This is a genomic window from Bradyrhizobium sp. CCBAU 11430, from assembly GCF_028128855.1.
In the GTDB taxonomy this organism is placed as follows: Bacteria; Pseudomonadota; Alphaproteobacteria; order Rhizobiales; family Xanthobacteraceae; genus Bradyrhizobium; species Bradyrhizobium ottawaense.
This window is the reverse complement of the sequence record NZ_LBJV01000058.1, coordinates 41,040-63,974: the sequence shown is the minus strand read 5'-3', so window position 1 is coordinate 63,974 and position 22,935 is coordinate 41,040. Positions and strand designations below refer to the sequence as shown.

Annotated in this window: 13 protein-coding genes; 6 read left to right on the top strand and 7 right to left on the bottom strand. The window is 65.0% G+C overall.

Annotation, left to right across the window (positions count from 1 at the left end):
* The first annotated feature begins 10 nt into the window (after positions 1-10).
* From kdpB to XI04_RS18465, 4 genes are read left to right on the top strand one after another with little or no spacing between them, the layout of a single operon-like run.
* Positions 11-2,125 carry a potassium-transporting ATPase subunit KdpB gene (gene kdpB / locus XI04_RS18480; RefSeq protein ID WP_038951115.1) on the top strand — a complete coding sequence of 705 codons (2,115 nt, stop codon included), beginning with the start codon at positions 11-13 and terminating at the stop codon, positions 2,123-2,125.
* Between the two features lie 56 nt (positions 2,126-2,181).
* Positions 2,182-2,787 (top strand): K(+)-transporting ATPase subunit C, encoded by a 606-nt coding sequence (locus XI04_RS18475; RefSeq protein WP_271610429.1) that lies wholly within the window; start codon positions 2,182-2,184, stop codon positions 2,785-2,787.
* A 40-nt stretch (positions 2,788-2,827) separates the two neighbouring features.
* Positions 2,828-5,551: a sensor histidine kinase gene (locus XI04_RS18470; RefSeq protein ID WP_271610430.1), complete on the top strand. Its 2,724-nt coding sequence runs from the start codon at positions 2,828-2,830 to the stop codon at positions 5,549-5,551.
* Entirely contained in the window at positions 5,548-6,237 is a 690-nt protein-coding gene (locus tag XI04_RS18465; RefSeq protein ID WP_271610431.1) for a response regulator, read from the top strand. Before XI04_RS18470 ends, XI04_RS18465 begins: the two co-directional genes overlap by 4 nt.
* Before the next feature lie 136 nt (positions 6,238-6,373).
* Here XI04_RS18465 and ku read toward each other — a convergent pair whose 3' ends face one another.
* On the bottom strand, positions 6,374-7,258 hold the full coding sequence (ku, locus tag XI04_RS18460) for a non-homologous end joining protein Ku (protein ID WP_038951112.1): 885 nt from the start codon (positions 7,256-7,258) through the stop codon (positions 6,374-6,376).
* A 118-nt stretch (positions 7,259-7,376) separates the two neighbouring features.
* Between ku and ligD the strand changes: the two genes are divergently transcribed.
* On the top strand, positions 7,377-10,064 hold the full coding sequence (gene ligD, locus XI04_RS18455; protein ID WP_271610432.1) for a DNA ligase D: 2,688 nt from the start codon (positions 7,377-7,379) through the stop codon (positions 10,062-10,064).
* Positions 10,065-10,214: 150 nt separating this feature from the next.
* Here the strand turns inward: ligD and XI04_RS18450 are convergent, their stop codons facing one another.
* Positions 10,215-10,379 (bottom strand): DUF3309 family protein, encoded by a 165-nt coding sequence (locus XI04_RS18450; RefSeq protein ID WP_018318514.1) that lies wholly within the window; start codon positions 10,377-10,379, stop codon positions 10,215-10,217.
* Between the two features lie 180 nt (positions 10,380-10,559).
* Between XI04_RS18450 and XI04_RS18445 the strand changes: the two genes are divergently transcribed.
* Complete coding sequence (locus XI04_RS18445) at positions 10,560-10,877, top strand: polyhydroxyalkanoic acid system family protein (RefSeq protein ID WP_028145680.1); 318 nt, start codon at positions 10,560-10,562, stop codon at positions 10,875-10,877.
* 2 nt (positions 10,878-10,879) lie between these two features.
* Here the strand turns inward: XI04_RS18445 and treY are convergent, their stop codons facing one another.
* The 5 genes from treY to treS are packed head-to-tail and all read right to left on the bottom strand — an operon-like array spanning position 10,880 to position 22,931.
* The gene (gene treY, locus XI04_RS18440) at positions 10,880-13,666 is read right to left on the bottom strand and encodes a malto-oligosyltrehalose synthase (RefSeq protein ID WP_271610433.1); all 2,787 of its coding nucleotides are present in this window, start codon (positions 13,664-13,666) and stop codon (positions 10,880-10,882) included.
* Between the two features lies 1 nt (position 13,667).
* Positions 13,668-15,419 carry a malto-oligosyltrehalose trehalohydrolase gene (gene treZ, locus XI04_RS18435; protein ID WP_152102457.1) on the bottom strand — a complete coding sequence of 584 codons (1,752 nt, stop codon included), beginning with the start codon at positions 15,417-15,419 and terminating at the stop codon, positions 13,668-13,670.
* Positions 15,416-17,494: a glycogen debranching protein GlgX gene (gene glgX / locus XI04_RS18430; RefSeq protein ID WP_028145677.1), complete on the bottom strand. Its 2,079-nt coding sequence runs from the start codon at positions 17,492-17,494 to the stop codon at positions 15,416-15,418. Before glgX ends, treZ begins: the two co-directional genes overlap by 4 nt.
* 3 nt (positions 17,495-17,497) lie before the next feature.
* The gene (gene glgB, locus XI04_RS18425; protein ID WP_028145676.1) at positions 17,498-19,645 is read right to left on the bottom strand and encodes a 1,4-alpha-glucan branching protein GlgB; all 2,148 of its coding nucleotides are present in this window, start codon (positions 19,643-19,645) and stop codon (positions 17,498-17,500) included.
* Positions 19,638-22,931, bottom strand: a complete 3,294-nt coding sequence (treS, locus tag XI04_RS18420; RefSeq protein WP_152102459.1) for a maltose alpha-D-glucosyltransferase — start codon at positions 22,929-22,931, stop codon at positions 19,638-19,640. The genes glgB and treS overlap by 8 nt, the downstream gene beginning before the upstream one ends.
* Positions 22,932-22,935 lie beyond the last annotated feature (4 nt).

Genomic DNA, 22,935 nt, shown 5'->3' with positions numbered 1-22,935 from the left:
AGTGACCTCCATGGATACGATGAAACTGCAAAAGCGTGCTGCCGTCTCGGCAATGCTCGATCCGAAGATCGTGCTGCCGGCGATCCGCGCCTCCTTCACCAAGCTCGATCCGCGGCTGATGGTCAAGAACCCCGTGATGTTCGTGGTCGAGGTCGTGGCCGCGCTGACGACGGTGATCTTCCTGCGCGACGTCGTCGCGGGCGGCGCTGGCCTCGGCTTCACCTTCCAGATCATCGTCTGGCTCTGGTTCACGGTGCTGTTCGCCAATTTCGCCGAAGCGGTGGCCGAAGGCCGCGGCAAGGCGCAGGCTGAATCGTTGCGCAAGACCCGCACCGAGAGCCAGGCCAAGCTGCTGACCGGCGCCGGCCAGGACTTCAATCTCGTGCCGGGGACCAGCCTCAAGGTCGGCGACATCGTGCTGGTCGAGGCCGGCGACACCATTCCCTCCGACGGCGAGGTGATCGAGGGCGTCGCGTCCGTGAACGAGGCCGCCATCACCGGCGAGTCCGCGCCCGTCATCCGCGAATCCGGCGGCGACCGTTCCGCGGTGACCGGCGGCACGCAGGTGCTGTCCGACTGGATCCGTGTCCGCATCACGGCGGCGCAAGGCTCGACCTTCATCGACCGCATGATCAAGCTGGTCGAAGGCGCCGAGCGGCAGAAGACGCCGAACGAGATCGCGCTCAATATCCTGCTCGCCGGTCTCACCATCATCTTCGTGTTCGCAACCGTGACCATTCCGAGCTATGCGGCCTATGCCGGCGGCTCGATCTCGGTGATCGTGCTGGTCGCGCTGTTCGTGACGCTGATCCCGACCACGATCGGCGCACTGTTGTCGGCGATCGGGATCGCCGGCATGGACCGCCTGGTGCGCTTCAACGTGCTGGCGATGTCCGGTCGCGCCGTCGAGGCCGCCGGCGATGTCGACACGCTGCTGCTGGACAAGACCGGCACCATCACGCTCGGCAACCGGCAGGCGACGGCGTTTCGCCCGGTGCGCGGCGTGACCGAGCAGGAGCTCGCCGACGCAGCCCAGCTCGCTTCCCTCGCCGACGAGACGCCGGAAGGCCGCTCCATCGTGGTGCTGGCGAAGGAGAAATACGGCATCCGCGGCCGCGACATGGCGGAGCTCGGCGCCACCTTCATTCCGTTCACGGCGCAGACCCGCATGAGCGGCGTCGATGCCGGCGGCTCGTCGGTGCGCAAGGGCGCGGTCGATGCGATGCTCAGCTATGTCGGCGGCGGCGCGCAGCTGGCGGTTGCTTCTGGCAACGCGGCGCGCGCCATTCAGCCCAGCGGGCTCTCTGAGATCGGCCGCGAGATACAGACCATCGCGGATGAGATCGCCAAGGCCGGCGGCACGCCGCTGGCGGTCGCGAGGGACGGCAAGCTGCTCGGAATCATCCAGCTCAAGGACATCGTCAAAGGCGGTATCCGCGAGCGTTTTGCCGAGCTGCGCCGCATGGGCATTCGCACCATCATGATCACCGGCGACAACCCGATGACGGCGGCTGCCATCGCAGCGGAGGCAGGGGTCGACGACTTCCTGGCGCAGGCAACCCCCGAGGACAAGCTCAAGCTGATCCGCAACGAGCAGGCCAAGGGCAAGCTGGTTGCGATGTGCGGCGACGGCACCAACGACGCCCCGGCGCTTGCGCAGGCCGACGTCGGTGTCGCCATGAACACGGGTACGCAAGCTGCCCGCGAGGCCGGCAACATGGTCGACCTCGACTCCAACCCGACCAAGCTGATCGAGGTCGTCGAGATCGGCAAGCAGCTCCTGATGACGCGCGGCGCGCTGACGACGTTCTCGATCGCCAACGACGTCGCAAAATACTTTGCGATCATTCCGGCGATGTTCCTGGCGTTCTACCCCCAGCTCAACGTCCTCAACGTCATGAATCTGTCGAGCCCGCAGAGCGCCATCCTGTCGGCGATCATCTTCAACGCGTTGATCATCATTGCGCTGATCCCGCTCGCGCTGAAGGGCGTCGCCTATCGCGCCGTCGGTGCCGGCGCGCTGCTCCGGCGCAACCTCTTGATCTACGGCCTCGGCGGCATCGTCATTCCCTTCATCGGTATCAAGGCGATCGACCTCGTCGTCGTTGCTTTACACCTGGCTTGACCGTCCCCGCGCGGTGCAAGGCGCCGCGCGCCATGACGAAGACTTAGGAGACCAACATGCTCAGAGAAATCCGCCCCGCCATCGTCCTCTTGCTGGTGCTCACCGCCATCACCGGCCTTGCCTATCCGCTGGCGATGACGGCCATCGCCGGCGCGCTCTTCCCGGCGCAGGCTCAAGGCAGCCTGATCGAGAAGGACGGCAAGGTGATCGGCTCCGCCCTGATCGGGCAGGAGTTCAGGGACAACAAATACTTCCACGGCCGTCTCTCGGCGACGGTGGCGCCCGACCCGAACGATCCGACCAAGACGGTGCCGGCGCCGTACAACGCCGCCAATTCCGGTGGCTCCAACCTCGGCCCGACCAGCAAGGCGCTGGCCGACCGGCTCAGGGAAGATGTAGACAAGCTCAAGGCTGAGAATCCGAACGCTGCCGTGCCGGTCGACCTGGTGACAACCTCCGCCAGCGGCCTCGATCCTGATATCTCGCCGGAAGCGGCGCAATTCCAGGTGCCGCGCGTGGCCAGGGCGCGGAATATGCCGGAGGATCAGGTCAAGCAGATCGTGACCGCCAATACCGAAGGCCGCTTGTTCGGTCTGATTGGCGAACCCAGGGTTAACGTTCTGGCACTGAATCTCTCGCTGGATCGCGCCGCCGCCAGGTAGCGGTCTAGGCTCGCGTCACGCAGATGATTATATTGGCAAAATGGTCCGAGAGCGCCGCGATCCCGAACAACGTCCGTCGCCCGAGGCGCTGCTGGAAGCGGCGCGGCGGGAAGGGAGCGCGAGCGGCAAGCTGAAGGTTTTCGTCGGCGCCGCCCCCGGCGTCGGCAAAACCTACGAGATGCTGCAAAGCGCCCACGCCAAGCGCAAGGCCGGCATCGACGTCGTGGTCGGCTTCGTCGAGACCCACGGCCGCGCCGAGACCGAGGCGCTGGTGCGCGGTCTCGAAGTGGTCCCGCGCAAGCGGCTCGACTATCGCGGGCAGATCGTCGAGGAGATGGATCTCGATGCGGTGATCGCGCGCCGGCCGCAGATCGCGTTGGTCGACGAGCTCGCCCACACCAATGCGCCCCTTTGCCGCCATCCCAAGCGCTATCTCGACGTCGAGGAATTGCTGTCCCACGGCATCGACGTCTACACCGCCGTCAACATCCAGCACATCGAGAGCCTGAACGACGTCGTCGCCCAGATCACCCATGTCAGGGTACGCGAGACCGTGCCGGACTCGGTGTTCGATCGCGCCGACGCGATCGAGCTGATCGACCTCACGCCCGACGATTTGATCCAGCGCCTGAAGGAGGGCAAGGTCTATGTGCCCAAGCAGGCCGAGCGTGCGCTGGAGCATTATTTCTCGCCGGGGAACCTGACGGCGTTGCGCGAGCTCGCTTTGCGCCGCACGGCGGAGCGGGTCGACGAGCAGCTCCTCAACCACATGCAGGCCAACGCGATTCCCGGGCCCTGGGCCGTCGGCGAGCGCATTCTCGTCTGCGTCAGCGAGGATCCGCGCGCCGCCGGTCTCGTCCGCTACACCAAGCGGCTGGCGGACCGGCTGCATGCCCCCTTCACCGCGGTTTCGATCGAGACGCGGCGATCGCTGCAATTGTCCGATGAGCAGCGCGACCGGCTGGCCGATACGCTGCGGCTCGCGGAATCGCTCGGCGGCGAGGCGTTGACCATTCCGGCGGTCGGTCGCCGCATCGCCGACGACGTCGTCAATTTCGCGCAAGGCAACAACGTCACCCAGATCGTGATCGGCAAATCGACCCGCTCGCGCTGGTTCGAGATGACACGCGGCTCGGTCGTCCATGATCTGGTTCGCCGCGCGGGCAACATCACGGTTCATGTCATCGCCGGCGACGAGCTGCCGGGCGAGGGGGCGCCCAAGACGGCGGTGCAGACCGCCGTGCGGTCCGAGCCGTTCAATCCGTTGCCTTATCTGAAGGCGCTCGGCATCGTGCTGATCGGACTTGGTGCCGCCAAGTTGATCCAGCCCTATTTCGGCATCGAAAACGTCGATCTCGTGCTGCTGACCTCGGTCGTGGCAGTTGCCCTGCGCTGTGGCCTGTGGCCGTCCCTGCTGGCGACTGTCGCGGCCTCGCTCTGTTACAATTTCTTCTTCCTGCCGCCGATCCACACCTTCACGATCACCGACCCGACCAACGTCGCCGCCTTCGTGCTGTTCATGGTGGTGGCCATGCTCGTCTCCAATGTTGCGGCGCGCGTGCGCACGCAGGCCGATGCCGCCATCGGCCGGATCAGGATGAGCGAGCAGCTCTACGCCTTCAGCCGCAAGCTCGCCGGCACCGCAACGCTCGACGACGTGCTGTGGGCGACGGCTTACCAGATCGCGTTGATGCTGAAAGTCCGGGTGGTTTTGCTGCTGCCGGAAGCAGGTCTGCTCACGGTGAAATCCGGCTATCCGCCCGAGGACGAGCTCGATCAGGCCGATCTCGCCGCCGCCAACTGGGCCTGGAGCAACGACCGCCCCGCCGGCCGCGGCTCGGACACGCTGCCGGGTGCAAAACGGCTGTTCCTGCCGATGCGCACCGGGCGCGGCCCGATCGGGGTGATCGGCATTGACGACGACCGCACCGGTCCGCTGCTGACGCCGGACCAGCGCCGCCTGCTCGATGCGCTGGTCGACCAGGGCGCGCTCGCGATCGAGCGCGTGCTGCTGGTCGAGGACATGGACCGCGTCAAGCGCACCGTCGAATCCGAGCGGCTGCGGTCGGCGCTCCTGACCTCGATCTCGCACGATTTAAAGACGCCGCTCGCCTCGGTGCTGGGGGCGGCCTCCACCATGCGCGATCTCGCCGGCGCGCTTTCCGACACCGAGAAGCGCGACCTGCTCGCGACCGTGATCGACGAATCCGAGCGGCTGAACCGCTTCATCGCCAATCTGCTCGACATGACCAAGCTCGAGTCGGGTGCCGTCGTGCCCAACGCGGCGCTGCACGATCTCGGTGAGATCGTGGGCAGCGCGCTGCGGCGTGCAGCCAAGATTCTCACCGCACACGAGGTCGAGCTGGTGCTGGCCGCCGATCTGCCGATGCTGCAGCTCGATGCGGTGCTGTTCGAGCAGGTGCTGTTCAACCTGCTCGACAACGCTGCGAGATATTCGCCACCCGAGACCACAATCTCGATCCGCAGCCGGCGTGACAGCGATCATGTCGTGCTCGAGATCGCGGACGAGGGGGCCGGCATCCCGCCTGATGAGCTCGAGAGCGTGTTCGACAAGTTCTACCGCGTTCAGAAAGGCGATCACGTCCGTCCCGGCACGGGGCTCGGGCTCGCCATCTCGCGCGGCTTCGTCGAGGCGATGCGGGGCACGATCTCGGCCGCCAACCGCAGCGACCGCAGTGGCGCTGTCCTCACCATCCGTCTTCCCGTTCCGGCAGAGAGCCGCGCATTGGATACCGCCGCATGAGCGCTGCCCCGATCAAGGTCCTGGTCATCGACGACGAGCCGCCGATCCGCAAATTGCTGCGGATGGGGCTGACGACGCAAGGCTATGAGATCCTGGAAGCGTCGAACGGCAAGATCGCACTGGAGAAACTCGTCGAGGAGCCGGCGCTGATCATCCTCGATCTCGGTCTGCCCGACGTGCAGGGACACGAGCTGCTGCGCACCATCCGCGCACGCAACGAAGGCGTGCCGATCGTGGTGTTGTCGAGCCGTGGCGACGAAGCCGGCAAGGTACAGGCGCTCGATCTCGGCGCCGACGATTATCTCACCAAGCCGTTCGGCATGGACGAGCTCCTGGCCCGCCTGCGCGCGGCGCTGCGGCACCAGCTCCAGATCCAGGGCGAACGCCCGGTGTTTCGCAGCGGTGATCTCTCGGTCGATCTCGTGCGCCGCATCGTCAAGGTCGGCGAGCGCGAGGTGAAGCTGTCGCCGAAGGAATACGACCTCCTGCGCGTGCTGGTGCAGCACGCCGGCAAGGTGCTCACCCACCGCTTCCTGCTGAGGGAGCTCTGGGACGAATTGACCGACGCGCAATACCTACGCGTCTATGTCCGCCAGCTCCGCCAGAAGATCGAAGCCGACCCGGAGCGGCCGCAATTTGTGCTGACCGAGACGGGGATCGGGTACCGGTTGAAGGCGGGGGATTAGGCTCCGACTTCGACAGCCCGTAGGGTGGGCAAAGGCGCAAAGCGCCGTGCCCACCATTCTCGCGATTTTGATAAAGGTGGTGGGCACGCTCCGCTTTGCCCACCCTACGATATCGAGTGCCGGGCGAGCGATCCCCTCAACCCGCCTTCCGATGTCGCGCCGTGGACCGATGCGTCTTCTTCGCAGCCCGCTGCCGTCCAGTTGCCCGCCGCGCATGCGACTTCGCGGCCGTCTTCTTGCCGCCACGTCCTTTCAGGCTCTGCTTCAGCGCATCCATCAGGCTGACCACGTTGCTGGGGCGCTCCTCGGGCTCCGGCAGCTCGATCTTCTTGCCGCTGGCCTTGCGTTTCACCAGCGCCTTCAGCGCGTTCTCGTACTCGTCCTTGAACTTGCCGGGGTCGAAATGGGCGGCCTTGGTCTGGAGAATGTGGCCCGCGAGCTCGACCATGTCCTTGGTGATCTTCGGGCTCTTGATGTCTTCGAAGAACTGGTCCTCGTCGCGCAGTTCGTAAGGAAAGCGCAGCGTGGTGCCGAGCAGGCCCTTGCCGAGCGGCTCGATCGCCATGATGTGCTCGCGGTTGGTGAGCACGATCTTGGCGAGCGCCACGCGCTCCTGGTCCTTCATGGCGTCGCGGATCACCGCAAAGGCATCGACCGCGGCCTTGCCGTCGGGTGCAAGGTAGTAGGGATGGTTGAGGTAACGCTGGTCGATCTCCTCGCTCGGCACGAAGCTCTCGATGTCGATGGTGTGGTTGCTCTCGATCTGGACCGCCTCGAGCTCTTCCGGCTCGATCTCGACGTATTTGCCTTTGCGCAGCTCATAGCCGCGGCCCTTCTGGTCGCTCTCGACGACATCGCCGGTCTCGGCATCGATCATCTGCTGCTTGAGCCGGTTGCCGGTCTCGCGGTTGATCAGATGAAACCGCGTCTTCTCGGCCGCCGTGGTCGCCGGATAAAGCACGACCGGGCAGCTGACCAGCGACAGCTTCAACGTTCCCTTCCAATAGGCGCGCGGGGCCATTCCATTCTCCAGCGTTTTCAAGGCGTTTTGGAACCCCAACCGCCCCGCGGGGTTTTGGTTCCGGATGGGACTTTGGCCGTGATAGGCTTGAATCCCCGAAAGAGAAGCGGGACCGGTCGTGCTGCAAAAACTCTCCACTTACCGACAGAAGCGTGATTTCGAGAAGACACCGGAGCCGTCGGGCAAGACGGCGGTGACGCCGTCGAAGCAGCGGCGCTTCGTGATCCAGAAGCACGATGCGAGCCGGCTGCATTATGATCTCAGGCTCGAATTCGACGGCGTGTTCAAGTCCTGGGCGGTGACCAAGGGCCCCTCGCTCGATCCGCACGACAAGCGGCTGGCGGTCGAGGTCGAGGACCATCCGCTCGACTATGGCGATTTCGAAGGCACGATTCCGGAAGGGCAGTACGGCGGCGGCACGGTGATGCTGTGGGATCGCGGCACCTGGGAGTCGGAAGATCCCGAACGCGGCTTCAAGAAGGGCGATCTGAAGTTCACACTGCATGGGGACAAGCTGCAGGGAAGCTGGGTCCTGGTCCGCATGCGCAACGACCGTACCGGCGGCAAGCGCACCAACTGGCTCTTGATCAAGCACCGCGACGAATTCGTCCGCGAAGGGGCCAAGAACGACATTCTCGACGAGGACAAATCGGTCGCCTCCGGCCGTGCGATGGAGCAGATCGCCGAGGGCAAGGGGCGCGCGCCAAAGCCGTTCATGCTGGCCAAGGGTGCCAAGACCAAGGCCGACGCGGTCTGGCAATCCAACCGGGCCGAGGAAGCGAAGGGGCAAACAGTCAAGCCGGCGCCACGTACGGCGTTGAAGGGCGGCAAGATCTCTAAGAGCGGGGCGGCGAAGAAGAAGGCCACAACTGCCACCAGTGGCAAGAAGGTCGCCGAGATGCCGGACTTCGTGCCGCCGCAGCTCTGCACCTCGGTCGAGCGGCCGCCGGGCGGCGAGGGCTGGTGCCACGAGATCAAATTCGACGGCTACCGCGTGCAGCTCCGGGTCGAGGACGGCAAGGCGACGCTGAAGACGCGCAAGGGCCTCGACTGGACCGACAAGTTCGCCTCGATCGCGAACGAGGCGGCTGCGCTGCCGGACGTGATGATCGACGGGGAGATCGTGGCGCTCGATCACGACGGTGCGCCGAATTTCTCCTCGCTCCAGGCCGCGCTGTCGGACGGCAAGACTGAAGAGCTGATCTTCTTTGCCTTTGACCTCCTGTTCGCGGAGGATCTCGATTTTCGGCGTCTGCCGCTCGGCGAGCGCAAGGCGCGGCTGAAACAGCTGCTGGGAGCGCGCAGGCGGAAATCGGCTCAGATCCGCTATGTCGAGCATTTCGAGAGCGGCGGCGATGCGGTGCTGCAATCGGCCTGCAAGCTCGAGCTGGAGGGCGTGGTGTCAAAGAAGCTGGAGGCGCCCTATCGCTCCGGCCGCACCGAGAGTTGGACCAAGGCAAAGTGCCGTGCTGGCCATGAGGTCGTGATCGGCGGCTACAAGACCACCAACGGCAAATTCCGTTCGCTGATGGCCGGCGTGCATCGCGGCGATCATCTTGTCTTCGTCGGCATGGTCGGCACCGGCTTCGGCGCGGACAAGGTCAAGCGCATCATGCCGTCCCTGAAGGCCATGGAGGCCAAGGAGAGCCCCTTCGGCGGCAAGAACGCGCCGAAGAAGAGCCGCGAGGTGCACTGGCTGAAGCCGGAACTCGTCGCCGAGATCGAGTTCGCCGGCTTCACCGCCGACGGCAATATCCGCCAGGCCGCGTTCAAGGGCCTGCGGCAGGACAAGCCCGCCGAGGAAGTCGAGGCGGAGACGCCTGTCGACACCGAGCTCGCCGAGCCCACGCCCCGCAAGCGCGCGGCGAAGACAGCCAAGCGATCGAAGGACACCGGCACCGCCGAGGTGATGGGCGTCGTCATCTCCAAGCCGGACAAGGAGCTGTGGCCCGACGGCGGTGACGGCGAGGGCGTGACGAAGCTGGATCTCGCGCGCTATTTCGAGGCGGTCGGCGCCTGGATGATCGAACATCTGAAAGGGCGGCCGTGCTCGATCGTGCGTGCGCCCGACGGCATCGGCGGCGAGACGTTCTTCCAGCGTCATGCCATGCAGGGCACCTCGAATTTGCTCGAGCTGGCCAAGGTCTCGGGCGATCGCAAGCCGTATTTGCAGATCGATCGCGTCGAAGGGCTGGCCGCCGTCGCGCAGATCGGCGGCGTCGAGCTGCATCCCTGGAATTGCGCGCCTGATGCCTACGATACGCCGGGCCGGCTGGTGTTCGATCTCGATCCGGCGCCGGATGTGGAGTTCGCCGATGTCGTCGAGGCCGCCAAGGACATGCGTCAGCGGCTCACAGACCTCGGCATGGAGAGCTTCTGCAAGACCACGGGCGGCAAGGGCCTGCATGTGGTGGTGCCGCTGCTTCACGGCGCGCGCGACAAGGTGAGCTGGAAGGAAGCCAAGGCCTTCGCGCAGGGCGTCTGCCAGTGGATGGCCGACGACGATCCAGAGCGCTATCTGCTCAACATGTCGAAGAAGCTACGCAAGGGGAAGATCTTCCTCGACTATCTCCGTAACGACCGGATGTCGACGGCGGTGGCCCCGCTGTCGCCGCGTGCGCGGGCCGGAGCCACGGTTTCGATGCCCGTCACCTGGGCGCAGGTGAAGAGCGATCTCGATCCGAAGCGCTATACGCTGCGGACCGTGCCGGGCCTGCTGCCGCGGTCGAAGGCGTGGGAGGGCTATGACGATGCGGCCGCGTCGATCAAGGCGGCGATCAAGAAGCTTGCGGAGAAGATGAAGTAGGGTGGATTAGACGGCGCAGTCCCCGCTCCAGCCGCGACACTCTAGGGTGGGCAAAAGCGAAGCGTGCCCACCACCTTCTTGTTGCGGCGAGGGAAGGTGGGCACGGCGCAAGAGCGCCTTTGCCCACCCTACGAAATCCTCGCTGGGTCGCTAGATCCGTCCCATCAGCAGCAGGATCAGCAGAATGACGATGACCAGTCCGAGGCCGCCGCCGCCGTAATAGCCGGTGCCGTAGAACGGGCCGCCGCCGATGCCGCTGAAGCCGCCAAGCAGGGCGATGACCAGAATGATCAGAATGATCGTACCGATTGACATGCGAATCTCCTCAGCCCTTTGTTGCAAGGGTCGTTTGCACCTGTCCCCTCGTGCGAGGGCAACTTGCCCCAGGGTTTTAGGTTCCGTTTTTGAAACAGGGCCACAGGTCCAAGTTGCATGGAACCTTTGCCGCGTCGTCCGGCATGACTATGTGAGGATCGATCATCACAGGGCAGGGCCATGTCAGCACCGCTTGTCGTTTCAATTCCGCATCATCTCGGCCGCGAGGAGGCGGTCCGCCGGCTCAAGACCGGGCTCGGCCGGGCGGCAGCCAGCATTCCGGTGATGCAGGTCGAGGAGGAGCGCTGGACCGGCGACAGCATGGCCTTTCGCATTCGCGCGCTCGGGCAGATCGCGACGGGTCAGGTCGACGTCGCCGAAGACCATGTCAAGGTCCAGGTGGTGCTGCCCTGGCTGTTGCAGCGCTTTGCCGAGATGGCGCAGGCCACGATCAGGAAGCGCGGGCAGTTGCTGCTGACCAAGGACGACGGAAAGTAGCTTCAGGCGCGCACGCGCGGGCGCGCGGGCCTGATGGCGCTTGCCGTGCGGGCCTCGATGACGGCGGCGGGAAAATCATGGAAAGCCTGCGTGACCGGCAGTTCGTGGCCCTCATGGCCCGTCGCGGCATAGCCCGTGATATCGACGGTCGCGTCAATTCCCTCCACCGCGGGCCATTCCCGGCCCGCTTGGGTAAACGGCGCGAACTGGCGCCCGACCACGACGATCGCCGCAGCGCGGCCATGGCGCCGGGCGTAGGCAATGACATGGTCGGCATGGGCGCCGCGCACCGCCAGCGGTTGATAGTCGCCTTGAGCGAAGACGTCGGCGAGTTCATTGCGCAGCTCGAGAAGACGCCGTGTCCAGGCCAGCTTGATCAGGCCGTCGGGCCAGCTCTTGGTCAGGCTACGCCAATCCGGATCGTCCAGTGACCTCAGCGCCGCGTGCCGCGCGCCAAAATCGACCGGGCGACGGTTGTCGGGGTCGACCAGTGACAGGTCCCAGAACTCGGTGCCCTGGTAGAAGTCGGGCACGCCGGGCAGGGTGGCCTTGAGGGTGAGCTGGCTCAGAGAATTCAAGGCGCCGAGCAGCGCCAGGCGCCGGGCCAGCGTTTGCAGTGAATCCAGGAATTCACCGGATAGTGCGGGATCGAGAATCTTGTCGATGAAGCTCTTGACGCCGTTCTCATAGGCTTCATGCGGGTTGAGCCAGCTCGTCTCTTCCTTGCCCTCGCGCGCGGCCTTCAGCGCATAGGCCTGGATGCGCTCGACGAAGCCGGCATCGACCGGTCCCTGCAGCGGCCAGGCTCCGAGCAGGGTCTGGTAGAGCATGTATTCGAACGTCGCCGACGGCGCGCGGTAATTGCCATGGAGCGTGAGGTGTGGCGCGTTCAGCACCTTCCATCGCGCCACCGCGCTGGTCCATTCGCCGGGAATCTCGCTGATCGCCGCAATGCGCGCGCGGGCGTCCTCGCCGCGCTTGGTGTCGTGGGTGGCGGTCGCCGTCATTCCCAATGGCCATTCCTTGGCGCGGGCCTGCATGGTCTCGTGGAAGGCGGAAATCGTGAGCCCGGTGCTGGCGGGATCGCCGCCGACCTCGTTCAGCGCGAGCAGCCGGTGGAATTGATAGAACGCGGTGTCCTCCAGCGACTTCGCCATCATCGGCCCGGTGAATTGCTGCACCTTCAGCGCGAAACGACGCACGCGCGGGGCGCTGTGCGGGGGGCGGCCGGGCTTGAGCAGGTCCATGGTCAGCGCGTCGCGCAGGAAGTCGAAGATGCCTTCGTCCGCGGCGAACCATTCCGCGCGGGCGCGCGCGATGGTGTCATCGATCAGCTTGCGGTCGGGCGTGGTCGGGCCGCTATTGGTCAGATAGGTGCGGTACACCGGGAAATGCAGCACATAGAGCTCAAGTGCCTGCCGCAAACTGTCGGCGGAGAAATCGCGCGTCGAGTAATGCCCGTTGGCGATGCGCGCGAGCAGGCGGGTCAGCACGGTGAACTCGCTGGTGAGCAGCGTCTCCAGCACGCGCCGCTTGGCGTCCTTGACGTAAGGCGCAAGCCGCGGCGGCCGGTTGCTGACCTGCCGCCAGGTCTCGTCAAGCGCCCCCAGGCCCCCGGCCTCGACCAGCGCATGGGTGATGACGTTCATCCATTCATAGCCGGTGGTGCCCTGAACGCCGGCGAGGTGCGGCAGGCGTTCGTGCTCGCACAGGATCTTCTCGATCACGGTGTAGAACGGCTTTGTATTTCCTTGCGCGTCGCGCACCAGCCGGCGCAGCCGCTGGCAATATTGCGCGGGGTCGCGCAGGCCGTCGATGTGATCGAGCCGGATGCCCTGCAGCTTGCCGCTGGCGATGAGCTGCTTCACCAGCCGGTGCGTGGCGGCGAAGGTGCTCGCGTCCTCGACGCGCAGACCTGCGAGCCCGTTGACGTCGAAGAAGCGGCGATAGTTAATATCGCTGGAGGCAAGCCGCCAGTGCCCGAGCTTGTAGTGCTGGCGCTCCAGCAGATGGTGCAGCGCCAGCGTCTGCGCGGGACGATCCTTGGCGGCACGATAGGCGGCAAGGCCGCGTGCGATCACCTCGGCAGCACCAGGGATCTCCCTGAGCTCGGTCTTGAACGCCGGTGCCTCCTTGCGATTGGGACGACGCAATCCCGTATAGCGCGCCGCAAGCGACAGCAGAAGTTCGCCGGCCTCCGTCTCGGCGGCATCCGCTTCCTTCACGATCATGCGCAGCATCTCGCCATAGCGCTCCGGCGCGACGGGCAGGCGATGCTCGAAATACCAGGCAGAGAAGCTTCCCTGGTCCGGATCGTAGCGTAGCTCGATGTCGCCGCGCTCGAGCGCCTCGCCATAGGACGCGCCGAGGATGGGCAGCAGCACACCGCCGCGGGCGCGATAGGCGAGCTGATCCCAGTCGATGTCGAAGGAGACCGCGTGGGGCGAAGCCTGGCCCCATTCCAGCACGTCGAGCCACCAGGGATTGTCGGCAAAATGCACGCCGACATGGTTGGGTACGAAGTCGATGATGAGGCCGAGGTCGTGCTTGGTCAGCGCCTCGCTCAGCCGGGCGAAGCCGGCCTCGCCGCCAAGCTCCGGATTGAACTGGCTGTGATCGACGGTGTCGTAGCCATGGGTCGAGCCCTTGCGCGCCTTCATCACCGGCGAGGCATAGAGATGCGTGATCCCCAGCGCCTTCAGATAGGGGACCACCGCGGCCGCCTTGTCGAAGTCGAAATCCGCGGTGAGCTGAAGCCGATAGGTCGCGAGCGGAATGGCGGGAGGCATCCTAACCTCCGAGGCGCCAGATCACCGACCAGGGCGGAAGCCGGTCGCCGGTCTCGCCGCCCCAGATCGGCGTACCCGCGCTGACATTGGAGACGATCTCGTGGTCCGACAAGTTGGCGGTCAGGCGCAGCACCGTGCCGTCGCCCATGCGCCAATGCGCGGTGAGCAGGCCGCTGTCGGCCGCCTCGGCTTCGCCGAAACTCGCGCCCCTCAGCCGCGGCATGATCTCCTTGCGGCGAAGCGCGAGCAGCTCCCGGACCAGCGCGAGCCGCGCGTCCTGCTGCGGCGTGCGGCCGGTCCAGTCGAGCACGGCCGATTGCAGCGTTGCCGGATCGAGCGGGTCGGGCACCTCGTCGCCGTACTTCTCGTAAGCCCAGGCATATTCCTGCTTACGCCCCTTGCGGACGGCATCGGCGAGTTCGCCGTGGAAATCGCAGAAGAACGGAAAAGGCGCCGTGGAGCCCCATTCCTCACCCTGAAACAGCATCGGCACCATCGGCGCGAGCAGTGTCACTGCAAGCGCCGCTTCGATCTGCTGCGATGATGCCAGGCTCTCGAGCCGGTCGCCGAGCGGACGATTGCCGATCTGGTCGTGGTTTTGCAGGAAATTGACGAAGGTCGCCGGCGGCAGCTTGCCGCTCGGCTCGCCGCGCGGCTTCTTGCCCCAGAACTCCGAAACCTCGCCCTGGTAGACGAAGCCGGAGGCCAGCGCGCGGGCGAGATCGAGCCGTGGCGTTTGATAATCCGCGTAGTATCCGGCGAGCTCGCCGGTCAGCATCACGTGCCAGACGTGGTGATAATCGTCGTTCCACTGTCCCCGATATTTGCCATTCGGCGGCTCCTGCGCCGCGTCGAGCAGGCTGGCGCGATTGTCGCCGTTCTCCAGCACGAGATGGATGCGCCGCCCCGTGGCCTTGGCAAGCTCGCCGGCGGCGACGCTGAGGTCCTGCAGCATCGACTGCTCGCCGGGGATTGCCATGATGTGATTGGCGGCATCCAGCCTCAGGCCGTCGAAACGGTAGTCGCTGAGCCAGGACAGCGCGTTCTCGACCGCGAATGCGCGCACCTGCGGCACGCGATAGTCGATCGCACTGCCCCAGGGCGTGTGAGCATCGGTGAAGAAGGTCGGAGCATAGCGGCCGAGATAATTCCCCTCGGGCCCGAAATGATTGTAGACGACGTCGAGGAATACCATCAGCCCGCGCAGATGCGCTTCGTCGATCAGCGTCTTCAGGTCTTCGGGCCGGCCATAGGCGCTGTCGGGCGCGTACCACAGCACGCCGTCATAGCCCCAGCCGCGGCGCCCGGCGAAATCGGCCAGCGGCATCAATTCCAGCGCGGTGATGCCCGTTGCGACAAGATGATCGAGCTTGTCGATCATGGCGCGGTAAGTGCCTTGGGAGGTGAAGGTGCCGACATGGGTCTCGATCAGCACGGTCTCTTCCCAGGGCCGGCCGCGCCAATCGCGCGCACGCCACGAAAAGGCGTCGTGATCGATCACCTCGCTCGGGCCGAACACATCCTCGGGCTGAAAGGCCGAGGCGGGATCGGGTACCTCGATCTCGTCGTCGATCCTGAACTTGTAGGGACTGCCGGCGGTGAGGCCGGAAATATCCGCCACGTACCAGCCATCCTGCCGGCGCTGCATCGCGTGTCTTCGGTCGAGCAGGAGGTCGACACGGCGAGCGCCAGGCGCCCACAGGCGGAACGACACGCCGTCCTTTGTCGGCCTCGCCCCGAAGGATGGCCTCATAGCGCCCCCGCGAAGGCGAGTACGGAGCGCGGCGGCGCCTTGCTATCGCTCCCGGGCGGGAACTCGACCGTATTCAGCTTGGCATCGGTCGTGTTCAAGATCTGCTGCCAGCTCTTGTATTCGGGCATTTTGGGCAATTTGAATGCGATCTCTTCGGGGGCGGCGTTCAGTACGATAAAGATCGCGGCCCCACCCGGTTCCATCGGGCCCATCACATAGGAGAGGAATCTTCCCTCCGGGAATTTCCAGTCGTTCTCCGTCATCTCGTCACCCGCAGGTGTCAGCCACAATGCGCCGTACGACACGCCGTCTGCGGGGCGGCCGTCGAGCCAGCGATGGCTGCGAAGTTGCGAGAACCGGCGGCGGATGTCGGCGAGATGGCCGACGAAATCGACCATGTCGTCGCCCTCTTTGCCGAGATTGTCCCAGCCGACCCAGCCGATCTCGTTGTCCTGGCAATAGGCGTTGTTGTTGCCGGATTGCGAGTTGCCGACCTCGTCGCCGGCGAGGATCAGCGGAACACCCTGCGCCAGCATCAGACAGGCCAGCACGTTCTTGCGAAGCTGGCGGCGCAGGGCGATGATATCAGGATCGTCGGTCGGACCCTCGACACCGCAATTGTTGCTGTGGTTGTCGTTGGAGCCGTCGCGGTTGTCCTCGCCGTTGGCCTCGTTGTGCTTCTCGTTGTAGCTGAAGAGGTCGGCGAGCGTGAAGCCGTCGTGGACGGTGATGTGATTGATGCTGGCGCGCGGCCGCCGTCCGTCATGGTTGAACAGGTCGGAGGATGCCGTCATCCGGCTGGAGATGTCGCCGATCAGGCTGCCTTCGCCGCTCCAGTAGCGGCGCATGGCGCTGCGATAGCGATCATTCCATTCCGACCATTGCGAGGGGAATGCGCCGACCTGGTAACCGCCGAGGCCAAGGTCCCAGGGTTCGGCGACGAGCTTGACCGTCGCGAGCACCGGATCCTGCCGGATCGCGGTCAGGAACGAGATGCCGCGATCATAACCGTTCGGTCCGCGCGCGAGCGTGGTGGCGAGGTCGAAGCGGAAGCCGTCGACGTGGCAGACCTCGACCCAGTAGCGCAAGGAATCCATCACCATCTGCAGCACGCGCGGATGGGTGAGATTGACCGACGAGCCGCAACCGGTGAAGTCGTCGTAATAGCGCGGGTTCTCGCGGTTGAGCCAGTAATAGGAGGCGTTGTCGATGCCGCGGTAGCACAGCGTCGGACCAAGATGGTTGCCTTCGGCGGTGTGGTTGTAGACGACGTCGAGCATCACCTCGATGCCGGCATCGTGCAGGCGCGCCACCGTGGTGCGGAAGGAGTCGAGCGCGTTGTCCTGGGCGTAGCGCAGCTCCGGCGCGAAGAACGAGAGCGAGTTGTAGCCCCAGTAATTGGCGAGCTTCTTCTCCACCAGGATGCGGTCGTCGACGAAGCTGTGCACCGGCAGCAGCTCGACCGTGGTGACGCCGAGCTTCTTCAGGTGCTCGATCATCGCCGGCGAAGACAGCCCGCCATAGGTGCCCCGCAGGTTCGGTGGCACGTCGTCGCGCTTCTGGGTCAAACCCTTGACGTGAGCCTCGTAGATGACGGTGTCTTCCCATGGGATGTTGGGACGGATCTCGCGGCGGCCCCAGTTGAAGGTCTCGTCGACCACGACGGCCTTGGGCATGCCGCGGGCATTGTCGCGCCGGTCGAAGGAGAGATCCTCGCGCGCGCTTCCGGTGCGGTAGGCAAAATGCGCATCGCTCCAGACCAGGCGTCCCGCGAGCCGCTTGGCATAGGGATCGAGCAGCAGCTTGTTCGCGTTGAAGCGGTGGCCGTGCTCAGGCTCGTAGGGGCCGTGCACGCGATAGCCGTAGAGCTGGCCGGGCGAGACGTCGTTGAGATAGCCGTGCCAGACATCCTCGGTTCTTTCAGGCAGCTCGATGCGTTCGAGCTCGCGGCGGCCTTGCGCGTCGAACAGGCAGAGTTCCACCTTCTGTGCGTTCGCGGAGAACAGCGCGAAATTGGTGCCGCGTCCGTCCCAGCTTGCGCCGAGGCGTGCAGGCGATCCAGCAGTCAGGCGCATGTGTCAGCTTTCCGGAACGAGGAAGATCGCGGCGAGCGGCGGAATGGTGAGGCGGAGCTCGGGCGCCTTGCCTTCAACGGCATGAACCTCGCCGATGTTCCCGACATTGCTGCCGCCATAATGGGCGGAGTCCGAATTGAACACTTCCTTCCATTTGCCGGCAAAGGGCACGCGAACGCGATAGTTGCGATAGACATTGGGAGAGAAGTTGATGATGACGAGACACCGCGCCTGCTCGTCGAATCCCTTGCGCAGCCAGGCGAACACGTTGCGGTTGGCATCATCCGTGATCAGCCATTCGAAGCCGGCCTGGTCGCAGTCCATCTGGTGCAGCGCCGGCACCGCGCGGTAGAGCCGGTTGAGGTCGCGGATCAGTGACTGGATGCCGGAATGATACTTGTATTCGAGCAGGTGCCAGTCGAGCGACTGGTCGTGATTCCATTCGCGGCTCTGGGCGATTTCCGCGCCCATGAACAACAGCTTCTTGCCGGGATGGCCGAACATGAAACTGTAATAGGCGCGCAAATTCGCAAAGCGCTGCCACTCGTCGCCGGGCATGCGGCCGAGGATCGAGCGCTTGCCGTGCACGACCTCGTCATGCGAGAGCGGCAGGATGAAGTTTTCCGAGAAGGCGTAGTGCAGGCCGAACAGGATGTCGCCGTGATGGTGCTTGCGATGGATCGGATCCTTGCTGATGTAGTTCAGCGTGTCGTGCATCCAGCCCATGTTCCACTTGTAGCCGAAGCCGAGCCCGCCGAATTCGACCGGGCGTGAGACCTGCGGCCAGGCCGTGGATTCCTCGGCCGCCGTGGTCGCCTGCGGGAAGCGCGCGAATACTTCCGTGTTGAAGCGGCGCAGGAAGTTGATCGCCTCGATGTTTTCGCGGCCGCCATATTGGTTCGGGATCCAGGCGCCGGGCGGCCGGCTGTAGTCGAGATAGAGCATGGACGCGACGGCATCGACGCGTAAGCCGTCAATGGCATAACGCTCCATCCAGAACAGCGCGTTCGACACCAGGAAGTTCGTCACTTCGGTGCGGCCGTAATTATAGATCAAGGTGCCCCAGTCGAGATGGCGGCCCTGGAGCGGGTTGGCGTGCTCGTAGAGCGCGGTGCCGTCGAAGCTGCCGAGCCCGTGGGGATCGTCGGGGAAGTGACCGGGCACCCAATCGAGCAGCACGCCGACGCCTTCGCGGTGGCAGGCATCGACGAGGGCGGCAAAATCCTCCGGCGTGCCGAAGCGGCTGGTCGGCGCATAGAGGCCGGTCGGCTGATAGCCCCAGGAGCCATCGAAGGGATGCTCGCTCACGGGCAGGAATTCGAGATGGGTGAAGCCCATGTCGCGGGCATAGGCCGGCAACTGTTCGGCCAGCTCGCGATAGGTCAGCCATTCATCGCCGTTCTTGCGACGCCACGAGCCGAGATGGACCTCGTAGATCGACATCGGCGCCGACAGCGCGTTGATGCCGTCAGGCGCCGGGCGCGGACGCGCCAGATCCGCCTCGTCGAACACGATGGAGGCCGTCTTCGGCCGGACTTCGCTGGCAAAGGCCATCGGGTCTGATTTCAGCGGAAGCAGATGGCCGTGCGGCCCGATGATCTCGAACTTGTAGTGATCGCCGGCTTTGGCATGCGGAATGAACAATTCCCAATACCCGGCGCCGCGCACCCGCATCGGATGGCGACGTCCGTCCCAGAAATTGAAATCGCCGACCACGGAAACGCGGCGTGCGTTCGGCGCCAGCACCACGAAGCCGATGCCGTCGATGCCCTCGAGCCGCATCGGATGCGCCCCGAGCTTGTCGTAAAGGCGCTGATCGGTGCCTTCGCCCAGCAAATAGAGGTCGAAATCGGTCAGGATCGGCGGAAAGCGGTAGGCGTCCTCGAACTCGACGACGTTGCCGCCGAATTTTGCGCGCAGCTGATAGTGCTTCGAGCCATTGGGCAGGGCCCCGATGAACAGGCCGGAATCGTGCACGCGGTCGAGCGGAGCGACTTCGCCACGCTCGCCGACTGCCTCGACATTTGAGGCCTCGGGGAGAAAGGCGCGCACCACGCTTTTACCGCCCTCGGGATGCAGCCCGAGATAGTGGAAGGGGTCGGAGTGGCGGCCCTCGATGATCGCATAGGCCTCGGCAGGCAGTTTAGGCATGGGCTTCGCTCCCGGCACTGGACAGAATGCGAAGCAGTCCGGTCAGCGGCGCATGGAGCCCCTCAGGCCGGTTGGACAGCTCGTACTCTACTTCATCGAAGGCTTGATCAAGCAGGAAAAACCTTAACAGGCCTTCTGCGGATTGCCGATCCTCCGGCCACAGCCGTCGATCGGTCACGGCCTCGCGATAGGCGGACAGGAAGGTTGCGGCGGTTCGCTCGCGCCATTCGTCGAGCGCGGCGGTGATCCGGCCCTGCTCGTCGGAGGCACCCGTGAGTGCGCGGCTCAGCGCCGCGTTAACCGAAAGATCGATCGAGCGGATCAGGCCGGCGACGTCGCGCGCGGCAGGCAGCTTGCGCCGCTTGTCGGCCAGCGGCACACGGGGATTGCCGTCAAAGTCGATGATGAAGATATCGTCCTTCACGATCAGAGTCTGCCCGAGGCGGAAGTCGCCATGATGACGGATGTTCAGCCCGCCGATCCCGGAAGGCAATAGCGCATTCAGGGTGGCGGGCAGGGACGCGCGCACGGCGGCGAGCTGGTCGATCAGCGGCCGGTCCGCCTCCCGCAGGCCGTCGCGGCTGTCGGCCAGCCGTTCGAAAATCCGCTCGGCCCGCGCCTTGAGGTCGGACACGAGGCGTTTGACGTGCGCAGAGCCGATCGGCTCCGGGGCGAGATCGTCCGGCTTTGCCGCCGCCAGGGCAACATGCAACTCGCCGAGCCGCCGGCCGATCTGCGCGATGAAGTGCAGATAAGGCGCTTGCTCCTGGGTCTCGCGCGGCGCTTCGCCTGCCGACAACACGCGTTGCTCGTCGATATAGCGATCGAGATAACCCGTGGTCACGGTCCAGCCGTCACCCTGGTTCTCGACATAGGCATGGAGCACGCCGAGCGTGCTGCGCTGATCGCCTTCGACCAGCTCGACGCTGCCGAGCAACGCCGGCGTATTGGCAAAGCGCGCGACCTCGGTGAGATAATGGCCGATCTCGATCTCGGGATTGATGCCACTTTCGAGCTGGCGGTAGAGCTTGGCGACGTACTGGTTGTCGACCAGCGCGGTGCTGTTCGATTGCTCGATCGCGCGGATGCGTTCGGGCTCCTTGATGGTGTAATCGGCGAATCGGCTGGTCGCCTTGAACTCCAGCCGCAGATTGTTCTCTTCCACCACCAGGTTCTGCGACAGGTTGCGCAGGAACAGGCCGATGAAGATCTGATCGGTCGCCACGTCGAGCAGCGTGCCCTCGCGCGCGCCCTGGCGCACGGCGGCGAGCGCCTTCGGGTTGAACCGCTCGCGGTCGAAGCGCACCCACTCGATCTGCATCGGCAGCACGTAACGCGGCGCAGCGTCCTGGTCCGGCCTCTCAAAGAACGCGATCCAGGGCCTGTTGTCGCCGATGTCGCAGAACGGCACCGCCGAGGTCAGCGCGGTCTTGATGTGCTTGGGATTGTGCTCGGGATACCACCGCGTCCGCGACAAGAATCCCGGCAGCACGTCGCGCTCGAACACGCCGCGCTCGCGGGCGAGCGACACCCAGTTCGAGTTCACCGGCACCACCAGCGTCTCGAACTCTGGCACCGCGCGCGGCGTCACCGGCTCGGACTTGTCACGCTCCTGGAGCTGGAACCAGTAGAAGCCGTAGGGCCCCAGCGTGATCATGTAGGGCAGTTCGCCGATCGCCGGAAAACGCGTCCGTCCCAGCATCTCCTGCGGGATGCGGTCCTTCCAAGGCGACAGGTCGAGCTCGGTCGCTTGCGCTGCGCGCGACAAATTGGCGACGCAGAGGATCACCTCGTCGCGGTATTGGCGGACATAGGCGAGCACGGCGCGATTGGCCGGGCGGATGAAGGTCATGGTGCCGCGGCCGAAAGCGAGCGTCGACTTGCGCACCGAGATCAGCCGCTTGGTGGCGCTGAGCAACGACGACAGGCTGCGCGACTGCGCCTCCACATTCACCGATTCGTAGCCGTAGACGGGATCCATGATCAGCGGCGCGTAGAGGCGGGCCGGGTCGCAGCGTGAGAAGCCGCCGTTGCGGTCAGGGCTCCACTGCATCGGCGTGCGGACGCCGTTGCGGTCGCCGAGATAGATGTTGTCGCCCATCCCGATCTCGTCGCCGTAATAGATGATCGGCGTGCCGGGGAAGGACAGCAGCAGCGAGTTCATCAGCTCGATCTTGCGCCGGTCATTGTCCATCAGCGGCGCAAGGCGCCTGCGGATGCCGACATTGATGCGGGCACGGGGATCGTTGGCGTAGGTGGTCCAGAGATAATCGCGCTCGACGTCGGTGACCATCTCCAGCGTCAGCTCGTCATGGTTGCGCAGGAACAGCGCCCATTGGCAGCTTGCCGGAATGTCCGGCGTCTGGCGCAGAATGTCGGTGATCGGAAAGCGGTCCTCCTGCGCGATCGCCATGTAGATGCGCGGCATCAGCGGGAAGTGGTAGGCCATGTGGCACTCGTCGCCGCGGCCGAAATATTCCTGCACGTCCTCCGGCCATTGATTGGCCTCCGCGAGCAGCAGCTTGCCCTTGGAGTAGGAATCCAGCTCGTGGCGCAGGCGCTTGATGATCGCATGCGTCTCGGGGAGGTTCTCGTTGTTGGTGCCGTCGCGTTCGCACAGATAGGGAATGGCGTCGAGCCGGAAGCCGTCGACGCCGGCGTCCAGCCAGCGCTTCATCACCTGGATGAGCGCGCTGACCACGCGCGGATTGTCGAAATTGAGATCGGGCTGGTGCGAGAAGAAGCGGTGCCAGTAGAACGCGCCGGCCTCGTGATCCCAGGTCCAGTTCGACTTTTCGGTGTCGGTGAAGATGATGCGCGTGCCCTGGTATTTCTGGTCGGTGTCGCTCCAGACATACCAGTTGCGGGCGCTGGAGCCGGGATGGCTGCGGCGCGCGCGCTTGAACCATTTGTGCTGGTCCGAGGTGTGGTTGACGACGAGTTCGGTGATGACGCGCAGGCCGCGCTTCTGCGCTTCCTGGATGAAACGCTTGAAGTCCTTCATCGTCCCGAAATCGGGATTGACCGAGCCGTAGTCGGCGATGTCGTAGCCGTCGTCGCGGCCGGGCGAGGGGTAGAACGGCAAAAGCCACAGCGCGGTGACGCCGAGCTCCTGCAGATAGGGCAGCTTCTCGGTCAGGCCGGCGAAATCGCCGATCCCGTCATTGTTGCTGTCGGCGAAGGCCTTGACGTGGAGCTGATAGATAATGGCGTCCTTGTACCAGAGCTCATCCACGATCTCAGCAGCCTCAAGCTTCTTGGTGTCGACGGAAGACAGAACATTCATGGCG

Coding starts and splice junctions, on each gene's coding strand:
- ku (WP_038951112.1), bottom strand. CDS start 7,258: ATGGCCCCGCGCGCCTATTGGAAGGGAACGTTGAAGCTGTCGCTGGTC.
- treZ (WP_152102457.1), bottom strand. CDS start 15,419: ATGAGGCCATCCTTCGGGGCGAGGCCGACAAAGGACGGCGTGTCGTTC.
- glgX (WP_028145677.1), bottom strand. CDS start 17,494: ATGCGCCTGACTGCTGGATCGCCTGCACGCCTCGGCGCAAGCTGGGAC.
- treS (WP_152102459.1), bottom strand. CDS start 22,931: ATGAATGTTCTGTCTTCCGTCGACACCAAGAAGCTTGAGGCTGCTGAG.
- glgB (WP_028145676.1), bottom strand. CDS start 19,645: ATGCCTAAACTGCCTGCCGAGGCCTATGCGATCATCGAGGGCCGCCAC.
- XI04_RS18450 (WP_018318514.1), bottom strand. CDS start 10,379: ATGTCAATCGGTACGATCATTCTGATCATTCTGGTCATCGCCCTGCTT.
- XI04_RS18470 (WP_271610430.1), top strand. CDS start 2,828: ATGGTCCGAGAGCGCCGCGATCCCGAACAACGTCCGTCGCCCGAGGCG.
- XI04_RS18465 (WP_271610431.1), top strand. CDS start 5,548: ATGAGCGCTGCCCCGATCAAGGTCCTGGTCATCGACGACGAGCCGCCG.
- kdpB (WP_038951115.1), top strand. CDS start 11: ATGGATACGATGAAACTGCAAAAGCGTGCTGCCGTCTCGGCAATGCTC.
- XI04_RS18475 (WP_271610429.1), top strand. CDS start 2,182: ATGCTCAGAGAAATCCGCCCCGCCATCGTCCTCTTGCTGGTGCTCACC.
- treY (WP_271610433.1), bottom strand. CDS start 13,666: ATGCCTCCCGCCATTCCGCTCGCGACCTATCGGCTTCAGCTCACCGCG.
- XI04_RS18445 (WP_028145680.1), top strand. CDS start 10,560: ATGTCAGCACCGCTTGTCGTTTCAATTCCGCATCATCTCGGCCGCGAG.